The sequence below is a fragment of the Methylobacterium sp. Leaf399 genome (genome assembly GCF_001424525.1).
Classification (GTDB): Bacteria; Pseudomonadota; Alphaproteobacteria; order Rhizobiales; family Beijerinckiaceae; genus Methylobacterium.
This window is the reverse complement of the sequence record NZ_LMQK01000012.1, coordinates 278,504-298,639: the sequence shown is the minus strand read 5'-3', so window position 1 is coordinate 298,639 and position 20,136 is coordinate 278,504. Positions and strand designations below refer to the sequence as shown.

20 protein-coding genes are annotated in these 20,136 nt (G+C 69.6%); 6 read left to right on the top strand and 14 right to left on the bottom strand.

Translation table 11 applies throughout. From position 1 onward, the window contains the following. Positions 1 to 28 precede the first annotated feature (28 nt). Positions 29 to 2,713 carry a hybrid sensor histidine kinase/response regulator gene (locus ASG40_RS09455; RefSeq protein WP_055884133.1) on the bottom strand — a complete coding sequence of 895 codons (2,685 nt, stop codon included), beginning with the start codon at positions 2,711 to 2,713 and terminating at the stop codon, positions 29 to 31. 284 nt (positions 2,714 to 2,997) lie between these two features. On the opposite strand from ASG40_RS09455, the gene ASG40_RS09450 reads away from it, so the two are divergent. The 5 genes from ASG40_RS09450 to ASG40_RS09430 all read left to right on the top strand — a co-directional run bounded on the left by ASG40_RS09450 (position 2,998) and on the right by ASG40_RS09430 (position 6,533). Beyond that, complete coding sequence (locus ASG40_RS09450) at positions 2,998 to 3,666, top strand: TetR/AcrR family transcriptional regulator (RefSeq protein ID WP_055884130.1); 669 nt, start codon at positions 2,998 to 3,000, stop codon at positions 3,664 to 3,666. Positions 3,667 to 3,724: 58 nt separating this feature from the next. Then, positions 3,725 to 4,201 carry a DUF2852 domain-containing protein gene (locus ASG40_RS09445; RefSeq protein ID WP_055884126.1) on the top strand — a complete coding sequence of 159 codons (477 nt, stop codon included), beginning with the start codon at positions 3,725 to 3,727 and terminating at the stop codon, positions 4,199 to 4,201. A gap of 158 nt (positions 4,202 to 4,359) precedes the next feature. Further along, complete coding sequence (gene upp, locus ASG40_RS09440) at positions 4,360 to 5,007, top strand: uracil phosphoribosyltransferase (RefSeq protein WP_055884123.1); 648 nt, start codon at positions 4,360 to 4,362, stop codon at positions 5,005 to 5,007. A 76-nt stretch (positions 5,008 to 5,083) separates the two neighbouring features. Beyond that, a complete protein-coding gene (locus ASG40_RS09435; RefSeq protein ID WP_055884120.1) occupies positions 5,084 to 6,094 on the top strand; it encodes an NAD(P)H-quinone oxidoreductase in 1,011 nt (336 codons plus the stop codon). Positions 6,095 to 6,218: 124 nt separating this feature from the next. After that, positions 6,219 to 6,533 carry a hypothetical protein gene (locus tag ASG40_RS09430; RefSeq protein ID WP_055884117.1) on the top strand — a complete coding sequence of 105 codons (315 nt, stop codon included), beginning with the start codon at positions 6,219 to 6,221 and terminating at the stop codon, positions 6,531 to 6,533. Between the two features lie 31 nt (positions 6,534 to 6,564). Here the strand turns inward: ASG40_RS09430 and ASG40_RS09425 are convergent, their stop codons facing one another. The 12 genes from ASG40_RS09425 to ASG40_RS09370 form a co-directional block, all read right to left on the bottom strand. Further along, on the bottom strand, positions 6,565 to 7,446 hold the full coding sequence (locus tag ASG40_RS09425; protein ID WP_055884114.1) for a 3-hydroxybutyryl-CoA dehydrogenase: 882 nt from the start codon (positions 7,444 to 7,446) through the stop codon (positions 6,565 to 6,567). Positions 7,447 to 7,640: 194 nt separating this feature from the next. After that, entirely contained in the window at positions 7,641 to 8,591 is a 951-nt protein-coding gene (locus tag ASG40_RS09420) for an electron transfer flavoprotein subunit alpha/FixB family protein (protein WP_055884111.1), read from the bottom strand. 62 nt (positions 8,592 to 8,653) lie between these two features. Next, a complete protein-coding gene (locus ASG40_RS09415; protein ID WP_055884106.1) occupies positions 8,654 to 9,403 on the bottom strand; it encodes an electron transfer flavoprotein subunit beta/FixA family protein in 750 nt (249 codons plus the stop codon). Between the two features lie 217 nt (positions 9,404 to 9,620). After that, positions 9,621 to 10,193, bottom strand: a complete 573-nt coding sequence (locus ASG40_RS09410) for a cob(I)yrinic acid a,c-diamide adenosyltransferase (RefSeq protein ID WP_055884103.1) — start codon at positions 10,191 to 10,193, stop codon at positions 9,621 to 9,623. Positions 10,194 to 10,228: 35 nt separating this feature from the next. Further along, positions 10,229 to 10,879, bottom strand: coding sequence for an acyloxyacyl hydrolase (locus ASG40_RS09405; RefSeq protein WP_055884099.1), 651 nt, complete (start codon positions 10,877 to 10,879; stop codon positions 10,229 to 10,231). Between the two features lie 145 nt (positions 10,880 to 11,024). Further along, positions 11,025 to 11,210, bottom strand: a complete 186-nt coding sequence (locus ASG40_RS09400) for a twin transmembrane helix small protein (RefSeq protein ID WP_055884096.1) — start codon at positions 11,208 to 11,210, stop codon at positions 11,025 to 11,027. Between the two features lie 163 nt (positions 11,211 to 11,373). Next, complete coding sequence (locus tag ASG40_RS09395) at positions 11,374 to 14,019, bottom strand: TIGR02302 family protein (RefSeq protein ID WP_055884092.1); 2,646 nt, start codon at positions 14,017 to 14,019, stop codon at positions 11,374 to 11,376. Positions 14,020 to 14,158: 139 nt separating this feature from the next. Further along, positions 14,159 to 15,430 carry a diaminopimelate decarboxylase gene (gene lysA, locus ASG40_RS09390; protein WP_055884089.1) on the bottom strand — a complete coding sequence of 424 codons (1,272 nt, stop codon included), beginning with the start codon at positions 15,428 to 15,430 and terminating at the stop codon, positions 14,159 to 14,161. 125 nt (positions 15,431 to 15,555) lie between these two features. Beyond that, positions 15,556 to 15,864, bottom strand: a complete 309-nt coding sequence (locus tag ASG40_RS09385) for a lipoprotein (RefSeq protein WP_055884086.1) — start codon at positions 15,862 to 15,864, stop codon at positions 15,556 to 15,558. A gap of 182 nt (positions 15,865 to 16,046) precedes the next feature. Beyond that, complete coding sequence (locus ASG40_RS09380) at positions 16,047 to 16,334, bottom strand: hypothetical protein (RefSeq protein WP_055884083.1); 288 nt, start codon at positions 16,332 to 16,334, stop codon at positions 16,047 to 16,049. Between the two features lie 160 nt (positions 16,335 to 16,494). Next, positions 16,495 to 17,349, bottom strand: a complete 855-nt coding sequence (locus tag ASG40_RS09375; RefSeq protein ID WP_055884080.1) for a hypothetical protein — start codon at positions 17,347 to 17,349, stop codon at positions 16,495 to 16,497. 236 nt (positions 17,350 to 17,585) lie between these two features. Beyond that, positions 17,586 to 18,206: a DUF1134 domain-containing protein gene (locus ASG40_RS09370; protein ID WP_055884076.1), complete on the bottom strand. Its 621-nt coding sequence runs from the start codon at positions 18,204 to 18,206 to the stop codon at positions 17,586 to 17,588. Between the two features lie 195 nt (positions 18,207 to 18,401). Here ASG40_RS09370 and ASG40_RS09365 point away from each other — a divergent pair, with 195 nt between their 5' ends. Further along, positions 18,402 to 18,869, top strand: a complete 468-nt coding sequence (locus tag ASG40_RS09365) for a hypothetical protein (protein ID WP_055884073.1) — start codon at positions 18,402 to 18,404, stop codon at positions 18,867 to 18,869. 16 nt (positions 18,870 to 18,885) lie between these two features. Here the strand turns inward: ASG40_RS09365 and ASG40_RS09360 are convergent, their stop codons facing one another. Next, complete coding sequence (locus ASG40_RS09360; RefSeq protein ID WP_055884070.1) at positions 18,886 to 20,130, bottom strand: hypothetical protein; 1,245 nt, start codon at positions 20,128 to 20,130, stop codon at positions 18,886 to 18,888. Positions 20,131 to 20,136: the final 6 nt, after the last annotated feature.

Sequence of the window (20,136 nt, the reverse complement as noted above, 5' to 3'; positions counted from 1 at the left end):
AACTCACTCCGAACTCGGGATGTCGGCCTCAGGCGGCGTTGGCGAGGGGGACGACCTGGATCTCGGACAGTGCCGAGATCAGGCCGCTCCGGTCGAACTTCGCCACGAGGTCGAGGATGGCGAGGCCCCGCGCCCGCTCGATCGCCTCCGGGCCGATCGAGCCGGTCAGGCCGATCACCGGCAGGGCCGCGACCCGTCCCTCCGCCTTGCGCATGGCCGCGACGAGGTCGAAGCCGTTGCGGCCCGGCATGTCGAGGTCGCAGACCACCACGTCGATCCGGCCGTTGGTGATCATCGTGGACAGCCCCTCCTCGGCGCTGCCGGCGGTGATGACGTGGTAGCCGGCCGCCTTGAGCACCGGGCTCAGCATGTCGCGGAAGAAGGCGGAATCGTCCACGAGGAGCAGCGTCGAGGTGCGGGTCTCGGTCTTGCGGGTCCCGCGGGCCCAGTCGTCGTAGGCCAGCGGCAGGAAGTGGGCGATGTTGATGATCTCGGTGGCGCGACCGCGCAGGACCGCCGAGCCGATGAGGTCGGAGCGGTCCGCCGAGATCTCGACGTCGAGGCGCTCCTCGACGATGTCGACGATCTCGTCGACCACGAGGCCCATGGCGCGCTCGCCGTCCGAGAACACCACCAGGGCCTGGGTGCCCTCGGACCGGATCTCGATGGAGGAATCGGCCGGGACCAGGGGCATCAGGCGGCCGCGGTACTGCACCAGGGGCCGGCCGCCGACCCACTCGATCTTCGAGGCCTCGATCTCCTCGAGGCGGGTGACGAGGGAGAGCGGCACCGCCTTGAAGCTGCCGGCACCGCCGCGGAACACCAGGAGCGTCGCCTTGGAGTCGGTATCGGCGACCTCCTCCACCTCGGCCTCGATCGGCATGCCGCCGGCCTGCGAGCCCTGGCTGACCTGCTGGGCGATGCCGTTGGGATCGACGATCAGCACCACCGCGCCGTCGCCGAGGATGGTGTTGCCGGCAAACAGCGACAGGTGGCGCAGCTTCGAGGACATCGGCTTCACGACGATCTCCTCCGTGTGGAAGACCTCGTCGACGAGGATGCCGAAGCGCTGGCGGCCAACCTGAGCCACCACCACGAAGCCGGAATCGATGGTCTCGGCGTTCTGCTCCTGGCCGAGCACGCCGGTGAGCGTGACGATCGGCAGGAGGCGCTCGCGCAGGCGCAGCACCGGCGAGCCGTTGATGCGCTCCACGGTCTGGGCGGTGGTGCTGTCGACCCGCACCAGTTCGAGGACGGCCACCTGGGGCACCGCGTAGCGCAGGTCGCCGGCCTTGACGATGAGGGCGGCGATGATGGCGAGGGTGAGCGGGATCTTGATCGTGAAGGTGGTACCGCGCCCGAGCTGGGTGTTGATGTCGATCACGCCGCCGATGACGTCGATGTTGGTCTTGACGACGTCCATGCCGACGCCGCGGCCGGAGACCGAGGTCACGGCCTTGGCGGTGGAGAAGCCGGGGTGGAAGATGAACTTCGCCACTTGGGCGTCGGTCATCCGGTCGATCTCGGCCTGGCTGGCGACGCTGCGCTCCACCGCCTTGCGGCGGATCGCGGACAGGTCGAGGCCCTTGCCGTCGTCGGAGATCTCGATCGTGATCGTCCCGCCCTCGTGGTAGGCCGACAGGCGGATCGTGCCCTTGACGGGCTTGCCGGCCGCCTTGCGCTCGGCCGCCGACTCGATGCCGTGGTCGGCCGAGTTGCGGACCATGTGGGTGAGCGGGTCCTTGATGACCTCCAGGACCTGGCGGTCGAGCTCGGTCTCGGCGCCGTTCATCACGAGCTCGATCGACTTGCCGAGTTCGGAGGACAGGTCGCGCACCACCCGCGGCAGCTTCTGCCAGGCGTTGCCGATCGGCTGCATGCGCGTCTTCATGACGCCTTCCTGCAGCTCGGCGGTGACGTGGCTGAGCCGCTGCAGCGGGACCTTGTAGGTCGAATCGTCGTGCTGGCGGGCGATCTCGAGGAGCTGGTTGCGGGTCAGCACCAGCTCGGACACCATCGTCATGAGGTGTTCGAGGGTGTCGACGTTCACGCGGATGGTCTGCACCTTGGCGACGCCACCTTCGCTCTCGCCGCCGGACGCCGCCGGCGCGTCGGCCTTTGCCACGGGGGCGGGGACCGGGGGTGCGATCGGCTCGGGCTCGGGAAGCGGAGCCGGTGCCATCGCCATGGCCATGTCGTCGGGGCCTTCCGCTTCCATGAAGGCGCGTTCGAGGTCCTCGAGGGTGACCTCGCCGGGCTTCAGCTCGCGCTGGACGGGCGGCGGCAGCACGATGTCGGCGCGCGGGGCCGGGGCGGCGGGGACGGCAGCCTGGCCGACCGGCCCGGAGGCCATGTGCTCGAGGGCGCCGATCAGGTCCTCGTCGTTGCCGACGGGCTCGGTCCCGGTCTTCTCGAGGTCGCCGAGGATCGACTTCAGACGGTCGAGGGTCACCAGGATCAGGCTGACGGCGGCGCCGGTCACCGGCATGCCGTCGCGGAACTGGCCCATCAGCGTTTCGGCCGCATGCGCCAGCGCTTCGAGGCGGGGCAGGCCGAGGAAGCCGCAGGTGCCCTTGATGGTGTGGACGAGCCGGAAGATGTTGCTCAGGATCGTCTTGTTGTTCGGATCCTGCTCGAAACGGACGAGTTCGGTGTCGACCGTGTCGAGGTGCTCGGCACTCTCAGTGAGAAACTCACGCAGCAAGTCGTCCATGAGAGGTACTCAGTCCAAACGCGCACTACCGTCCGTGCAGACGAGACCTTGAGCCATAATCAGTTAGTGAAGCGTTTCCGGCGATCACCAAAGCGTGACTCTGATCGGTAAATCGGGATGCCGCCGTGAGCGCCCCGTGCCTCCATCGCGCCCGGCCGAGCGTCGTGTGTCGCCCTGTCCGGCGGTGGCTTTCATGGTATCGCATGGCGGGGCGCGGACCGGTTCGCGCTTCTCAAGGCGGCGGCGCGGGGCGTCGAGGCGACGCCGCGAAGGAGGACGACCTTTTGCGACCCTGGCGCGACCAACCGGGCGACCGGCGCAGCTACCACCACGGCAATCTCAAGGAAGCGTTGATCGAGGCGGCCCGCCGCTTCATCGCCGAGCGGGGCGTGGGCGGTTTCACGCTGGTCGATGCCGCCCGCCTCGTCGGCGTCACCCCGGCCGCGCTGTATCGGCACTTTCGCGGGCGCGAGGCGCTCCTGGAGGAGGTGGCGGGCCGCGGCTTCACCGATCTCGCGGCACGCCTCGCCAAGGCGGTGGGCGGGAAAGGCACGCCTCTCGAACGCTTCACCCGAATGGGCGAGGCCTACCTCGCCTTCGCCGAAGAGGAACCGGGCTACTACGCCGCCATCTTCGAGAGCCGCAGCGCCGGCCTCGGGGCCGCCACCGCCGCGGAGCCCGCGGCGGCGCGGCCGAGCCCGTTCGATCTCCTGGTCGAATCGCTGCGCTCGACGTTCCCCGACGGTTTCGGGGCCATCGATCCGCGCTTCATCGCGATGGAGGTGTGGGCGCTCGCCCACGGCCTCGCCACCCTCTCCGCCGCCGGTCAACTGCCGCGGGGGCCCGGCGTGCCGGACAAGTACGAGCTTCTGCGCGCCGGAGTCCTCGCCCTCGTCCACGGGGCGGGCGCCCCCGTGGCCGCCAACCCCGACGGCACGCGCCGCGGGACTTGAAATACCGGGGGGGCACCCGCAAGTTAACGAGGTTCACATTGACATCGGAGCATGCACCGTGAGCTTTTCCTCGACCTCCCCCTGGGCCAGCGGCAAGTCCTTCACAGGCAAGTCCTACCGCAACGGTCCGTTTCCGCGCCGGTCCTTCGAGATCGGCGCCATCGTCGTCGCCTTCATCTACTGGTGGCCGCTGGCGCTGGGTTACGTCGTCTGGAAGCTCTCGGGCTATCCGGCCTTTTCCGAACTGCGTGATCTCGTCGGCCGCACCACGGCGGCCGGAGCGAGCGGCCGGTCGCGATTCGCGGCGGCCTTCGAGGCCACCAATGTCGGCGGCACCGGCAACCTGGCCTTCGACGCCTATCGCAAGGCCGAGATCGAGCGCCTCGTCGCCCAGCGTCGCGCGCTCGACGAAGAGGGCCGTGCCTTCGCCGCCTTCGTCGAGGAGCTGAAGCGCGCCAAGGACCGCGAGCAGTTCGACGCTTTCATGGCCCAGCGTCGCGCCGCCGCCGGCTCGAAGGGGACTCCTGAAGCCTGATCCGGCCCATCGATCCGATCCGTCGAGAAGGGCTCCCCGCCGAACGGTGGGGAGCCCTTTTTCGTGGGTGCCCGCCGGGGATCGCGTCGTCGCCGCGCTTTCGCTGGTGTAGGACAGCGGCAGCAGCCTGACGGCGATGGCGAGCGGAGGAGCGGACGATGCGGGCTGAGGGCGAGACGGCATCGGTGCGGGTGGTCGACCATCCCCTGGTCCAGCACAAGCTGACGCTGCTGCGCGAGCGCGAGCGCTCGACCAAGGGATTCCGCCAGATCCTCAACGAGATCGGCATGCTGCTCGCCTACGAGGTCACCCGCGACCTCCCGCTCGAACCGGTGACCATCGAGACGCCGATCCAGACGATGGAAGGCCGCCAGATCGCCGGCAAGAAACTGGTGTTCGCCCCGATCCTGCGCGCCGGCGTCGGCTTCCTCGACGGGATGTTGTCGCTGGTGCCTTCGGCGCGCGTCGCGCACGTCGGCCTCTACCGCGACCCCGAGACGCTGCAGGCGGTGGAATACTACTTCAAGGCGCCCTCGGACCTCGTCGACCGCACCGTCCTGGTCCTCGACCCGATGCTGGCCACGGCCAATTCGGCGGTGGCGGCGATCGATCTGCTCAAGGCCCGCGGCGCCCAGGACCTGCGTTTCGTCTGCCTGCTCGCCGCTCCCGAGGGCATCGCCCGGCTCCAAGCCGCCCATCCGGACGTCCCCGTGTGGACGGCGGCCATCGACAGCCACCTCAACGACCACGGCTACATCGTGCCGGGACTGGGGGATGCGGGCGACCGGATGTACGGGACGCGGTGAACCGACTTCTGCGTCCCGCCCTTGCCTTCGGAGTGTACGACGGCGATGACGGCGGCTCGACGCCAGGAGACACGCCATGTCGACACCGATCCCCGAGACCATGCGCCAGATCCGTTACACCGAGGCCGGTGGGCCGGAAGTGATCGCGGTCGAGACCGTGCCGGTGCTCAAACCCGGCCCGGGCCAGGTGCTGATCGAGGTGGTGGCGGCGGGCGTGAACCGGCCCGACATCATGCAGCGCGAAGGCAAGTATCCGCCGCCCAAGGGTGCCACCGAGGTGCCGGGGCTGGAAGTGTCCGGCCGGATCGTGGCGCTGGGGGAGGGCGCCGGCACCTTGTCCATCGGCGACGAGGTCTGTGCGCTGGTCATCAGCGGCGGCTATGCCGAGTTCGCCGTGGCGCAGGCCGGCCAGTGCCTGCCTAGGCCCAAGCCCCTGTCCCTCGTGGAGGCGGCCGGCCTGCCCGAGACCTATTTCACGGTGTTCAGCAACGTCATCGAGCGCGGGCGGCTCAAGGCCGGCGAGACCTTCCTCGTCCATGGCGGCTCGAGCGGCATCGGCTCCACCGCGATCCAGATCGCCAAGCACCACGGCGCCACCGTCTTCGCCACGGCGGGGTCGGACGAGAAATGTGCCTTCTGCCGAGACCTCGGGGCGGATGCCGCCATCAACTACCGCACCGCCGATTTCGCCGACGAGGTGAAGACCCTCACGGGCGGCAAGGGCGTCGACGTCATCCTCGACATGGTCGGCGCCCCGTATCTCGCCCGCAACCTGTCGGCCCTGGCCGTCGAGGGACGCCTCGTCCAGATCGCCTTCATGCAGGGCTACAAGGCCGAGAGCTTCAGCATGACGCCGATCATGATGAAGCGGCTCACCTTCACGGGCTCGACCTTGCGCGCCCGGCCCGATGCCGACAAGGCGCAGATCGCGCGCGGCTTGGCCAGCCAAGTCTGGCCGCTCCTGGAGGACGGACGTATCCGGCCGATCATCCACGCGACCTTCCCGTTCGACCAGGCGCGGCAGGCGCACGAACTGATGGAATCGAGCGCGCACCTCGGCAAGATCCTGCTGCTCACCGGTCGCTGACACGGGTGCATCGGGCCTCGACCAGGAACTCTCGTCGCGAGCGCCGCGTTTGACGACCAACACGATGCATCCGCGTCGGTCGTAAAACGAGAGGCCGGTCGCGGCCTCGCAGACGAGGTCCTTCATGCAAGAGTACAGGCAACAGCAGCAGGAGCAGGTTCCGGTTCAGGACGCCCGCCAGGGCAAGCGCGGCAAGCCCATACTCTACGTGCTGGGTGCGAGCCTTCTTCTTCTGGCGATTGCGATCACCGGGCTGATGACGTGGCAGGGCGCCAACTCGCCGCCCGACTACGCGTCGAAGAGCCAGGAAGCCTCCCGCGAGCAGGTGACCGGTTCGGTCACCGGCGGCACGGCGAAGGCACCGACCACGCAGCCCGCCAACCCGACGAGCGGCGCTCCGGCCCAGCCGTCCAGCGACGGCGCCCGCAAGCCGGAGTGATCGGCTTCGCCGCCATCGTCCGTCTCGATCCTCAACGGGTCGGGACGGGCACCTCACCGCGATAATCGTAGAATCCGCGCTTGGTCTTGCGACCGAGCCATCCCGCCTCGACGTATTTCACGAGAAGCGGACAGGGGCGATATTTCGAGTCCGCCAAGCCTTCGTAGAGAACCTGCATGACCGACAGGCAGGTATCGAGGCCGATGAAGTCGGCGAGCTGCAGGGGCCCCATCGGGTGGTTGGCCCCGAGTTTCATCGCCGTATCGATCGATTCCACCGAACCGACGCCCTCGTAGAGCGTATAGATCGCCTCGTTGATCATCGGCAGCAGGATGCGGTTGACGATGAACGCCGGAAAATCCTCCGACATGGTCGAAGTCTTGCCGAGCTTGCCGATGAAGGCCTTGGCCGATTCGTAGGTCGGGTCTTCCGTCGCGATGCCACGGATCAGCTCGACGAGCTGCATGATCGGCACCGGGTTCATGAAGTGGATGCCGATGAACCGCTCCGGCCGATCGGTGGAGGCGGCCAGTCGCGTGATCGAGATCGACGAGGTGTTGGTGGCGATGATCGCGTCGGGCTTGAGCGACCCGCACAGGGTGCTGAAGATCTTGCGCTTGGTCGCTTCGTCCTCGGTCGCCGCTTCGATCACCAGATCGCAGGGAGCGAGGTCGTCGTAGCTTCGCGCCTGGACGATGCGGCCGACCGCGCCGCGGCGCTGATCGTCGGTGATGGTACCCTTGGCCACCTGTCGGGCGAGATTTCCGTCGATGGTGGCGAGCCCGCTCTCGATCCGCGAGCCTTCACGGTCGTTGAGCCGCACGTCGAGCCCCGCCATCGCGCAGACATGGGCGATGCCACTTCCCATCTGTCCCGCACCGACGATCCCGACGGTCTTGATATCGATGCCCATCGCGTAACCCGCACCCCCGATGCGTCGTCGGCGGAGCCGGCGAACGCGTTGCATGCCAGGGCGTCGTGCCGACGCAGCGATCCCCCCGGATCAGTCGTTCCTTAGAACATTTTCACACGCAGGTGCAGTGCGGCGGCGAGCGTTTAATGCATGCCCGACCGCGCCGCGGCCGGGCATACGCAGTCGGCTTGCCCTCAGCCCTTGGCGCCGGCGATGGCGGCCCGCAGATCGGGCACCACCTGGAACAGGTCGCCCACGAGGCCGTAGTCCGCCACCTGGAAGATCGGCGCATCCTCGTCCTTGTTGATGGCGACGATGACCTTGGAGTCCTTCATGCCGGCCAGATGCTGGATCGCACCCGAAATTCCCACCGCCACGTAGAGGTCGGGCGCCACCACCTTGCCGGTCTGGCCGACCTGCCAATCGTTGGGCGCGTAGCCGGCATCCACCGCAGCGCGCGAGGCACCCACCGCCGCGCCGAGGCTGTCGGCCAGGGGCTCAATGAGCTCCTTGAACTTTTCCGCCGAACCGAGCGAGCGGCCGCCCGAGACGATGATCTTGGCCGCTGCCAACTCCGGCCGGTCGGATACGGCGATCTCCTCGCCCTTGAAGGTCGAGCCCCCGGCGGCCGGGACGGCGGCCTCCAACGGCTGGACGGTGCCGGCGGACCCGCCCTCCGCCGCCGCCTTGAAGGCGGCGGTCCGCACGGTGATCACCGCCTTGCCTGCCGGCGCCTGCACGGTCTGGATGGCGTTGCCGGCGTAGATCGGCCGCTCGAACGTGTCGGGCGAGACGACCTTGATGATGTCCGAGATCTGGGCGACGTCGAGGAGGGCGGCCACCCGCGGCAGCACGTTCTTGCCCGTGGTCGATGCGGCGGCCAGGATGACGTCGTAGGGTCCGGAGATGGACGCGATGAGGGCGCCGGTGGGCTCGGCGAGGAGGTGGTCGTAGGCCGAATCCTCGGAGACGAGCACCGTCTCGACGCCGTCGAGCTTGGCCGCCGCCGCCGCCGCCGCCTGCGCGCCGCTGCCCAGCACCAGGGCGTGGATCGGGCCGCCGATGTCGCGCGCGGCCGTGACCGCCTTGAGGCTGCCGTCGCGAACCGCACCGTTTTCGTGCTCGATGAGAAGAAGGATGGTCATGGTCTGGAATAACCTCGGATCGGGTTGCCGCTGCGGGATGGACGACGCGTCGGGGAGGGGGCTCAGATCACCCCGGCTTCGCCTCGCAGCTTCTCCACCAGGGCGGCGGCGGATTCGACCTTCACGCCGGCCTTGCGCCCGGCCGGCTCCACCGTCTTGAGCACCTTGATCCGCGGCGTCACGTCGACGCCGAGGGCGTCGGGCGACAGCTCCTCCAGCGGCTTCTTCTTCGCCTTCATGATGTTGGGCAGGCTGGCATAGCGCGGCTCGTTGAGGCGCAGATCGGTGGTGACGATGGCCGGCAGGGCCAGGGTCACGGTCTGCAGGCCGCCGTCGACCTCGCGGGTGACGTCGATGCTTCCTTCGCCGAACGCGACCTTGAAGGCGAAGGTGCCCTGCGGCCAGCCGAGCAGGGCTGCGAGCATCTGGCCGGTCTGGTTGGAATCGTCGTCGATGGCCTGCTTGCCGAGGATGACGAGGCCCGGGGATTCCTTCTCGACCACCGCCTTGAGGATCTTGGCGACGCCAAGAGGCTCGACGGTGACGTCGGTCTTGACCAGGATCGCGCGGTCGGCACCCATCGCCAGCGCCGTGCGCAGCGTCTCCTGGGCCTGCTGCGGGCCGATCGAGACGGCGACGATCTCCGTGACCTTGCCCTTCTCCTTCAGGCGGATCGCCTCCTCGACCGCGATCTCGTCGAAGGGATTCATCGACATCTTGACGTTGGCGAGTTCGACGCCCGACCCATCGGCCTTGACGCGGATCTTGACGTTGTAGTCGACGACCCGCTTGACGGGCACAAGAACCTTCATGGCGGTCACAATCCTCAGCGCAGACACATCGATGCAGCGGGGCGGTCGACGGCCCTTCGTCCGGGCTCCTGTCGATCGAGCCCCGCCGACAAGGCGGCGGACCGTAGCGATGTGATTTCGCGGTTGTCAACGCGGGGCCCGGCACAGTCCGTGCGCGATCCCGGACACGAGGGCGTCGACGGGAACCTGGGCGCGGACGGGCGTTTCGGTTTCCCGCCTACCGGTTCTTGCCCGGCACCCACAACACGTCGTCCGCGCCGTTGGCGTTCGCCGTGCGGCTCGCCACGAACAGGAAATCCGACAGGCGGTTGAGGTATTGCAGCGCCTCGGCCGAGACCTGCTCGCCCTCGACGGCGGCGAGCGCCACGGCGAGGCGCTCCGCCCGGCGGCAGACCGTGCGGGCCTGATGGAGAAACGCCGCTGCGGCCGATCCACCCGGCAGCACGAACGACTTCAGGGGCGCGATGTCGGCGTTCAGCGCGTCGATGTCGGCCTCGATGCGCTTGACCTGGGAAGCGACGATCCGCAGCGGCTCGTAGGCCGGCTTCTCCACGCCTTCGGGGGTCGCGAGGTCGGCACCGAGGTCGAACAGGTCGTTCTGGATTCGGCCGAGCATGGCATCGAGTTCGGGACCGGCATGCAGCCGCACGAGACCGATGCAGGCGTTGGTCTCGTCCACGGTGCCGTAGGTCTCGACCCTCAGGTCGGCCTTGGAGCGGCGCTCACCGTTGGCGAGGGCCGTCGAGCCCTTGTCACCAGTGCGGGTGTAGATGCGGTTCAGGGTGACCACGGTGTTCGATCCGGGGTGATGTCAGCGGATTGCCGTCAGAAGGTGTAGCCGATCCGGCCACCATAGTTGGTCAGGCCGCGATTGTTCGCACACAGGCCGGCGTTCGACATGTGCTCGATCGTCGCCATGATGCTCCAGCGCTCGGTGATGCGGAAGCCCAATGCGGCGGCCTCGCGGAAAAGCGGGTTGCAGCCCAGCGTGTTGAACCCATAGGGCGTGTTCGCCTTAGGGCCGGTGTAACCGTTGTGGGCGGCGCCGCCGAAGAAGCCGTCGAGGAAGACGCGCCGGCCGAAGGTCTCGGGAAAGAGGTCCACCGACCAGGTGGCGCCGATGTAGGCGAAGCTCGTGCGGCCGCCGGTGTTGTAGCTGCCACCGACGGTCGGACGCGGGACGAAGGCCTGCCAGAACGGGTCCGCGCTGATGATCGGCTTGGCGAACAGGATCTCGCCGTTGACGTTGGCGGTGCTGAAGCCCCGGGCCTTGCCCTCGGCGCTGCCGGGGTCCTGCACCGATCCGCCGATGCGGACCTCCGAAACGAAGCTCATCGGCTGGGCCGGAGCGACATAGACGGGCGGCGCGGGCCGTGCGCCGCGCAGATCCGCACCCTGCGCGCTCGGGATCGTCGCGCTGGCGCCGATCGCCACGGCGAGGGCGCCCTTGAGAAGGCGCAGGTGTTGGAACGGCATCGCTTCGGTGTCCGGCAGGGATATGGCGAAAGGCTAGCACGCTCTCGGTCCGCCCGTTGAGGGGACCGCGCCGCCAATCATCCGGGGAGCGCGCGATAGATCCCCGGTGAGCCCTCGCCGCCACACCTCGGACGCTTGGCCGACCTCAGGCCGAGCGCCACCACAGCACGCCCATGATCACGACGATCGCGGCGAACTGCAGGATCACGCGCAGCCGCATCAGCCTTTGAGAGACGTTGCTGCTGCCGCCCCGCATCATGTTGACGAGGCCGAGCAGCAGGACGACGGCCACGGCGATGCAGGCGAACAGGACGATGGTGTTGGAGGACATCGGACGGGCGTCTCGGCTCGAGGGCGGGTGATCCGGTGCCTGACGGTCTCCGGTCTCCGGACCACAGACATAGGACCGGCTCGGCGAATCGTCGCCGGGGCAGGAGGGCGCATCGCGACGGGGCGAGACGGTGCCGGTGAACCGCCTCCGCCGGCCGCCGCGGTCAGTTCCGGCGCAGCAGGCGCTCGAAGTAGTCGAGCTCCTCGCGCGGCCGGCTCGGGTCGCCGAGCTTGCGCCGCAACTCCTCCATAATCCGGCGGGTGCGCTGAACCCCCGATTCGTCGGCGGTGGGAACCCGGACGTTGCCGCCGGAGGTGTCGCGTCCCTTGGTCGGGCGGCCGAGCGGATCGTCGTCACGCGAGCCGGCCTGGCCCTGCTGGCTCGGGGACTTGCCGCCCTCCTGCTGGCCTTCGCCTTCGCCCTCGCCCTCGGCCATCTCCTGGCGCTGCTGCTGCATGCCCTCGGCGCCGCGCTTGAGCCCGTCGAGCGCACGCCCCTGGGCATCGACGGCGTCGCCCTCCCGACCCTGGCCCAGGGCGTCCTCGGCCTCGCGCATGGCCTCCTCGGCATCGGACAGGCCTTCCTCGCCCTGCATGCCAAGTTCCTTCATGCGGCGTTGCAGGTCCTCCAGGCGCTCGCGCAGGGCCTGCTGGCGCTGGCCGGGGCCGCCTTGTCCCTGCCCTTGCCCCTGCTGGCCCTGGCCCTTTTCGCCCTTCTGTCCCTGACCCTGCTGGCCCTCGCCTTGTTGACCCTGGCCCTGTTGACCCTGCTGGCCCTGCCCTCCGGGCTGCTGCTGGCCCTGCTGGCCGTTGCGGGGGCGCGGCTGGCCGCGCTTGGCCTGTCCGTCCTTGAAGGTCTCGTCGCGCAGGCCCTGCTGCTCGCGCGCCATCTTGTCGAGATCCTCGGCCTGCTTGTCCATCTCGCGGGACCGGGGGTCGGACTTGCCGCCCTGCTCGGCGGTCTGGAGGTTCTCGAGGATGCCGCGCAGCTGCTCGAGCAGGCGCTGGGCCTCGGCGGTGTCGCCGCGCTTCATCGCCTCGGCCATGTCCTCGATCATCTTGTTGAGATCGTCGGGCGTGACGCTCTTGGCGTTCTGGTCCTTCTGGCCGCGCTCGTTGGGCTTTCGCGGCTCCTTGCCCTGGCGCTCGGCCATCTCCTTCATGAACTTGTCGAGGGCCTGCTTGAGGGCGTCGGTGAGCGCCTTGACCTCCTCGTCGGGGGCATTGCGGGCGATCGCCTCCTTGAGGCGGTCCTGGGCCGCCCGCAGCGACTTCTCGGCGTCCGACAGGTCGCCGTCCTCGATCTTGAGGGCCATCTCCCACAGGAGGTCGGCGACCTCCGTCAGGGCCTCGTCGGTCCGGGCCGCCTTGAGGCGCCGCGAGGCGGTGCGCAGCCCTAGGAAAACGGCGGGCTCGGGCGTGAACCTGTCGGGCGCGATCATGAGGGCGTCGAGGGCGATCTGGACCCGGGCGCGGCTCTCGTCGGGGGCCGTGACGAGGCGGCGACGCTCCTCGGCGAGCGCCCGCGCCAGCGGCTTCTGGAACGGCCGCGCCGGCAGGGTCATCTCGACGCCCTGGCTGCGCGCCTCCTGCTCGGCCTCGTCCTTCACCGTCAGGGTGAAGCGCACGCGTGCGCCGGACCAGGGATTGTCGGTGAGGTCGACGAGGGTCTTGGTGTCGGTCTCGCCGGTGGCGTCTCCTGGCAGCGCCAGGGCGATGCGGGGCGGCGGGACCAGCGACCGGCCGGGCTTGAGCGGCTCCACCACGCCTTCGGCCGAGACGATGCCGTAGTCGTCCCGGGCGCGGTAGCTCAGGTTGAAGGTGCCGCGGCCGTTGACCTCGGGCGTCCCCACGGCTTCGATGACGGGGGCGTCGTCGGGAGTCGTCTCGATCACGAGGCGCTGCACCGGCGTGCCCGGCGTCTCGATCGTCAGATCGGCCGTTCCGCCGGTGAGCTTGAAGCGGTCCTCGCGCAGGTCGGGCCGCGGCTCCTTGCCCGGCAGGGACTGCAGGCCGGACCGGACGCCGAGCCTGGCCTCGCCCTGTCCGGCGATCCGCACGATCAGGGTGGAATTGATCGGCGCGCGCAGGCGCTGCTCGGCCTCGCCCAGGGCCACCACCAGGGGGGGAATGCGCGTGTAGAGCGGCGGGTCGATCCATCCGTCGACCCGGAAGCTCGGACCGGCCGAGACGGGCGCCCGCCAGTCGAAGGCCGCGCCGACGCGCTGGCGCCACTCCGGCCCGGCGACGAACAGGCTCGCGGCGGCCGTGACCAGGACCGCCGCGCGCAGCGCGAAGGGATCGCGACGGGGCATCGCCGGCCGCGGCGGCGACACCGTCAGCGTCGCGATGGCGGCCACGGCGCGGCGGCGGTGGAGCGCCCAGAGCGCCTGCGTAGCCGGGTCACCGGTCCCGACGGCGAGGGTGTCCTCAATGGCGGAGGCGGGGTTGTGGGCTAGGGCACCGCTGCCGGACGCGGCGTCGCGGTCGAGCCGCGCCAGCGCCTCGCGTCGGCTCGGGCGGGCGATCCGCGCCAGCGGCAGAAGCCCGGCGACGAGGGCGATGGCGAAGAGGGCGAGCCCCACCATCCGGCCGAAGGGGGGGAGGTCGAGCCACAGCCCGAGCCAGGACGCGGCGAGGAAGGCCAGGACCATGGCGATCCCGCGCCACATGACCGGCCAGACCCGCTCCCAGACCGTGGCGGCGCCCGCACGGGCCACCAGGCGGTCGAGGCGGCTGCGCTCGGTTTCGGACGCGCTCATGGGCGCCGCTCCCTCGTCCGCCCTGCCGCTCTCTCGCGCCTCGCCCATGCTTCGACGGCTCCCCGGGCGGCCACCGACACCGGCGGCCACGCTGCGTGAGCCTAGCATGGTGGCCGGACCCGACCATCGGGTCAAATCCGCTCAGGGACTCCCGCGGGGGGACGTCCCGCTCACGCGCGGAGGCCTTTCAGCGAGCCAGCCAGTCCGGCAGGCGGTCGAGGCCGATGAGCACGTCGTAAGTCTGGCGCGGGCGCACGATCGCGGCGGCCTCGCCGCGCACCAGCACCTCCGGCACCAGCGGACGGGTGTTGTAGGTCCCGGCCTGGACCGCCCCATAGGCGCCCGCGCTCATCACCGCGACGAGGTCGCCGGCCTTCAGTTCGGGCATCTCGCGGTTCAGAGCGATGTAGTCGCCGCTTTCGCACACCGGCCCGACGAGGTCGGCCACGACGAGCGGGGTCTGGGCCGTCGGCTCGACCACCGGCCTCACCCCGTGGAAGGCGTCGTAGAGGGTCGGTCGGATGAGGTCGTTCATGGCCGCGTCGACGATGACGAAGGTGCGGCCCTCCGTGCGCTTCACGTAGAGGACACGGGTGAGGAGGATGCCGGCGTTGCCGGCGATCATCCGGCCGATCTCGAACACCGGCCGCAGGCCGAGCGGCCGGAAATGCGGACGCAGCATCGCCGCGAAGGCCGCCGGATCGGGCGGCGGCGCATCGTCGTCGCGGTAGGGAATGCCGAGGCCGCCGCCGAAGTCGATGTGATGGAGGCGATGCCCGTCGGCGAGCAGGTCGCGGGCGAGGCCGGCGAGCAGCCCGGCGGCGCGGTCGAACGGCGCCAGGTCGGTGATCTGGCTGCCGATGTGCATGTCGACGCCCGCGACCGCGACCCCGGGCAGGGTGGCGGCCTTGGCGTAGACGGCGCGGGCGCGGCCGATAGGGATGCCGAACTTGTTCTCCGACTTGCCGGTGGAGATCTTGGCGTGCGTGCCGGCATCGACGTCGGGATTGACGCGGATCGAGACCGGCGCGGTGGCGCCGAGGCTCGCGGCCACCATCGAGAGCGTCTCGAGTTCCGGCTCGCTCTCGACGTTGAAGCAGAGGATGCCGGCCTCGAGGGCGGCACGCATCTCCACCGGGGTCTTGCCCACACCCGAGAACACGATCTTGCGAGGATCGACCCCGGCCGCCAACGCCCGGCGCAATTCGCCCTCCGAGACGATGTCCATGCCGGCTCCGCTCCGGGCCAGGGTCGTCAGCACGGCCTGGTTGGAGTTGGCCTTCATGGCATAGCAGACGAGGGCGTCGTCACCGTCGAAGGCCTCGGCGAAGACCCGGTAGTGCCGCTCCAGGGTGGCGGTGGAATAGCAGTAGAACGGCGTGCCGACGGTCTCGGCCAGATCGCCGAGGTCGACGTCCTCCGCCTTCAGGCGACCGTCGCGGTACTGGAAATGGTGCATCGGATACGCGGCGCTCGCCTCGTGAGAGCCCCGGCGGGCGCGGGCGAAGCGGCGGGCCGGGGTGAAGTCGGGACGGTCTCTTCACCTTCGGGCGCCGCACGGGTCGACACCGACGATCCCGAGGGTCAGAGCAGCGGGTCGAGGATGAAGGGGGCCTTCGGGATCGTGTAGCCGCGTTTGGCGCCCCGCGACGTGGTCAACGGCGTGTCGAAGCCTCCGCCCGCCACCGCTGCCGGGCTCAGCTCGTCGCCGTCCTGGACCGCGGTGGGCACGGCGACGGCAGCGGCGGGAAGGGCGCGGCTGGTCGCCGGGCCGGGGGGCACGGAGCCGTCCGGCGGCGCTTCGAGGCCGCCGCGTCGCCCGCAGGCCGAAACGGCGAGGGCAACGAAGCCGAGCGCGACGAGAGGGGTCAACGGGCGGAAACGAAGAGGCATCGACGACGGGGTCCGGTAGTGACAGGCGAACACCTTAGCCGTTGCCGGGCCGCGAGGCGAGGACGACGACCCGGCTTTGCGATGGCCGGACGTCCCGGCGCGGGAGAAACCGGGGATGAGCCCGTCGCGCCCGCGTCATCGCCGCCGAGACGAGGGCCGTCGCGACCGGAACCGCCCGTGCGTCAGCCCTTCTTCTCGGCGCCCTTCTTGTCGCCGCCCTTCTGGTAGGCGTCGATGGCGCGGCGGCAGTTCTCGCTCAGCTTCGTCCAGTTGGTCTGGAAGCACTTGTCCATGGCCGGGTCGTCCGGGGACAGGTTGCCGCAATAGCTCAGGTAGTCGCCGGTGCAGTATTTCTTGAGGGTCTCGTTACCGCGCTTGGTCTGCGGAGCCGCCTGGGCCATCGCCTGGACGGCGGGCAGGGACAATCCGGCAGCGAGGATCACGGCGAGCGATGTCAGCTTCAGGGACATATGAGGTCGGATCCGTCTCGAAAGGGCGTGGCTGATGATCGTGGGCCTGCGCGACCCGATGATGGGCCGGCATGGTCGAAACAAGGCGCCGGGGTGGTGATGCCGTGAACTGGCGGCCTTCTACGCCGCGACCCCCGGTCGCCGCAACGGTCCGATCCGATCAGGGCGGTGACGATCGGGTCGCCGGGCCGGGCATGGTGAACGCCGCCACGGAGGGCAGGCGTTCGGAGCGGACCAGGGCCTCGGCCACTGCCACGATGCTCTCGCGCAGCGCCGCGTTCTGTGCCTCGATTCCCGTTCCGGCATGGCGCGTGGCCGCTTCGGCGACGGCCAGGCGCGCACGCAGGGCCTCGCACTCGGCCGCGAGTTCCGCGATCCGCATCTGCGGGTCGGTCGCCGGTTCGAGGGTCGCGACGGGGAAGGGCCCGTAGGATCTGGCCGTCGCATCCCGGTTCGTCGCAGGCGCTTCAAGATCCTGGGCGTCGGAATCCTGGGCGTCGGAATCCTGTGGCGCGGCCTCCCGCGGCTGCGGGCGACGGCGGCTCAGGAGGAGTTCGTCCAGCAGCGTGCGATGGGCCTCCTCGAGGATGCCGAGGGTCGCGACGCCGACGGCGAGATCGGAGCGGGAGGTGGCCAGATCGCCCGCGATGCCGTCGCGCTCGCTCCGGACGGCGGCGATCTCGCCCTCCCTGACGGTGATGAGGGCCTCGCGCTCCGAGACGGTTCTGGCCAGCGCCGCGGCCTCCAGGGTGCGCACGCCGATGGTCGCCATGTCGGCGTGCTTGGTGGCCCCCACCGCCTGCATGCGCTGCTCCATCCGCGTCCGCTCGACGGCGAACTGCGCGCGCAGGTAGTCCTTCTCGGCGGCGGCCTCGACGCCGGTGAGCGGGAACAGCGTCGCCATCCGGCGCCGGGCCAGCCGCCCGGCCCGGGCATTCACCGCAGGCAGCAGGAGGAGCGCGGTCAGGCTTGCCAGGAGGAAGCCGAACGCGAAGATCAGGATGGTTTCGATCACGCGGAAACGCTCATCACACCCGTGCTGGTGACCATCGGCCGACGCGACGCCCGACGCGCCCGGCCGATCCTTAATTCACGTCGGCGCGCGGCGGGCAAGTCGGCCGGCCACACGACCCATTCCGACCTCGGCGGGTTCGCGTCGGCACGCCAACCCTTCACCCCGCTGGGATCCCTGTTCCGTCGCAGGTCTTCGCCGCGAGACCGGTGACCGCTTTTGCGTAACCCGCTTCGTGCTCAAAACGGGTTCCAGGTCGGCCGGCTGGTGAACTTGAGATAGCCGATGTTGATGCCGAAGCGGGCGCCGACACCCGTCCGGATCGGCACGACGATGATCCCGTCCGAGGTGGTGGCGCTCATGCCGATCCCGCCGACGAGGAAGGCCGAGCCGTCGACCCCTCCGAAGCGGCGGTAGAGCTTCGCCACCGACGGCAGGTTGTAGATCAGCATCATCGTCCGGTCGCCGTCGCCGCCGACGTCGAAGCCGATGCTGGGGCCCTGCCAGTAGATCCGGCGCTGGCCGGCGTTGCGGGTATAGAGCGTCCCCTCGCCGTAGCGGACGCCGCCGACGATGGCGCCGGAGGCCTCCTGCCCGAGAATGTAGCCGTTGGGCTCGCCCCACCGCTTCGTGGCCTCCTCCACCGCGCGTCCGAGGCCGCGCGACACCGAGCCGAAGAACCGGTGGCCGGAGTCGACGATCTCGCGGGGGCGGAACGAGCCCGGGTCGCCGTCGTCCGCCGGCTGTGCGGCCACGGCTCCGGCGCCGCAGAGATAGGCCGCGGCGGCGAGCAGGGGCAGGCCCAGGAGGCGACGCCGTCCGCGATCGAGTGGGGCAGGGCAGGTCCGTTGATCCGACATCGGTCTCGTCATTCGCGTTGGGGACCGTTCCGAACGGGCAGGGTCCGCGTCACAAGGGCCACGTGAAGGGTATCTCGCCGGTGAGGTCTGAGGGATACGCCCGGCGGGGCGTCGAACCGGCGGGTCCGCCATCGAACCCCACACTGAATTGATGACTCGGGACTCGGCAAGATGTGGTTAACAAGGCGTGGTTGCATGGGTCTGTTCGTCGGCGCGGCGTGGCCGCTCCGGCCTTCGGACGGCCATTCCGCGTCGCCGCCCGTCGCCTCGGCCGATCTCCTCGCCCTGCGCGGGTTCGACGTGGTGACCTATTTCCTCGACGGGGCGGCGCCGAGGCCCGGCCGGGCCGATCTCGAGTGGGCCTGGAAGGGGCGCGCCTGGCGTTTCGTCAGCGCCGCCAACCGCACCGTGTTTCGCGAGGCTCCGGCCACCTATGCCCCGCGCCTCGACGGGTTCGACCCGGTGGCGATGGCCCAGGGGCGCCTCGTCGAGGCCGACCCGCTGGTGTTCGCACGCCTGCCCTTCGGCGCAGCAGAGCCGCTCTACCTGTTCCGCCACGACGCCAACCGTGCCGCCGCCCGGCAACAGCCGGGCATCGTCGCCGAGGCCGAGGCGCGCTGGCCGTCCCTGCGCGGCCTCATCGACCTGCGGTTCCCCGACTGACCGATCCCACCCGTCCTCAGACCATCTGCTTGCGGGCGAAGACCGAGAGCGAGAAGGCGATCCCGGCGCCGGCGACGATGAGGCTGGTCATGAGGAGGCGGCGCGGCTGCTGGGCGGACTGGGCCATCACCGGCTCGACGACGGTGGTGAAGAACTCCACCTGCCGCGACGCGACGATGCGGGAGCGCTCATAGGCCGCCAGCACCTTCGCGTAATACTTTTCGGCATCCTTGCGGTCGTTGTCCAAGGCCTCGAAGCGCGTCAGGGCATCGGCCAGGATTCGGCGGCGCTCGGGCGCGACGCTGGTCGACTGCTGCTCGATGCGGGCGATGTTGTCGTCGAGGTCCCTGATCTGGGACTTGATGTCCTGGATGCGGCGCGATTCCGGCCCGAGGTCGCGTTGGCCGAGGCTGAGCTGTACCGCGAGGTTGATGCGGGCCGTGCGCAGATCGCCGATGACCTTGAGGTTGGCCTCGTTAGTCTTCTGCGCATCGAGCACGCCCTCTCGGTTTCGCAGGGCGGCGACCTCGATGCGGATCTTCGTCATGCGCTCCTCGGCGAGCTTCAGCTCGCGGGCGCTCTCGGCGACGGCATCCTCCCGCGCCTTGACGCTCAGCGCGTTCACCATGCGCTCGCTCTCCGCGAGGATCGCCTGCGTCAGCGCCAGGGATTCGGCGGCGTCGAAGGCCGTCACCGACAAGGCGAGAATGCCGGAATTGGTCTCGATCTCGATCTCGACGCGCCGGTTCCAGTACTTGAGGAATCTCTCGATCGGCTTGTCGATGTTGAAGCGCGACAGGTAGTCGATGTCGTCGCGGGCGAACATCTGGCGCACGGGCAAGGTGGCTTCGAGGGCCTCGATCATCGGGCGACTGCTGATGTAGTTCATCACCAGCAGGCTATCCTGGACGACCATCAGGGACGAACTGGTCCCGTTGTTGGTGCCGACCTGGTCGGGACTGGCCTTCTCCACGTTGCCGAGCGCGGGGCGCAGGGCGAAGCGGGCATGGGTCTCGTATTGATCCGAGGCGATGACGCCATAATAGAGCGCCCCGAGGACGGCGGGGATCAGGAACACGAACACGAACAGGATCGGGATGACCACGTCGCGCTTGACGTGGGTCTGGTAGGACCGGATGCCCTTCTTGCGGTCGACGAAGCGGGAGACCCGGGCGACCTGCTTGAGCGATTCGGCGACCGCGTTCGAGCGGTCGGCGGTGCTCAGCGGCTGCCCCTGGGGGTTGCGGATGTCGATGGTCATGAACCC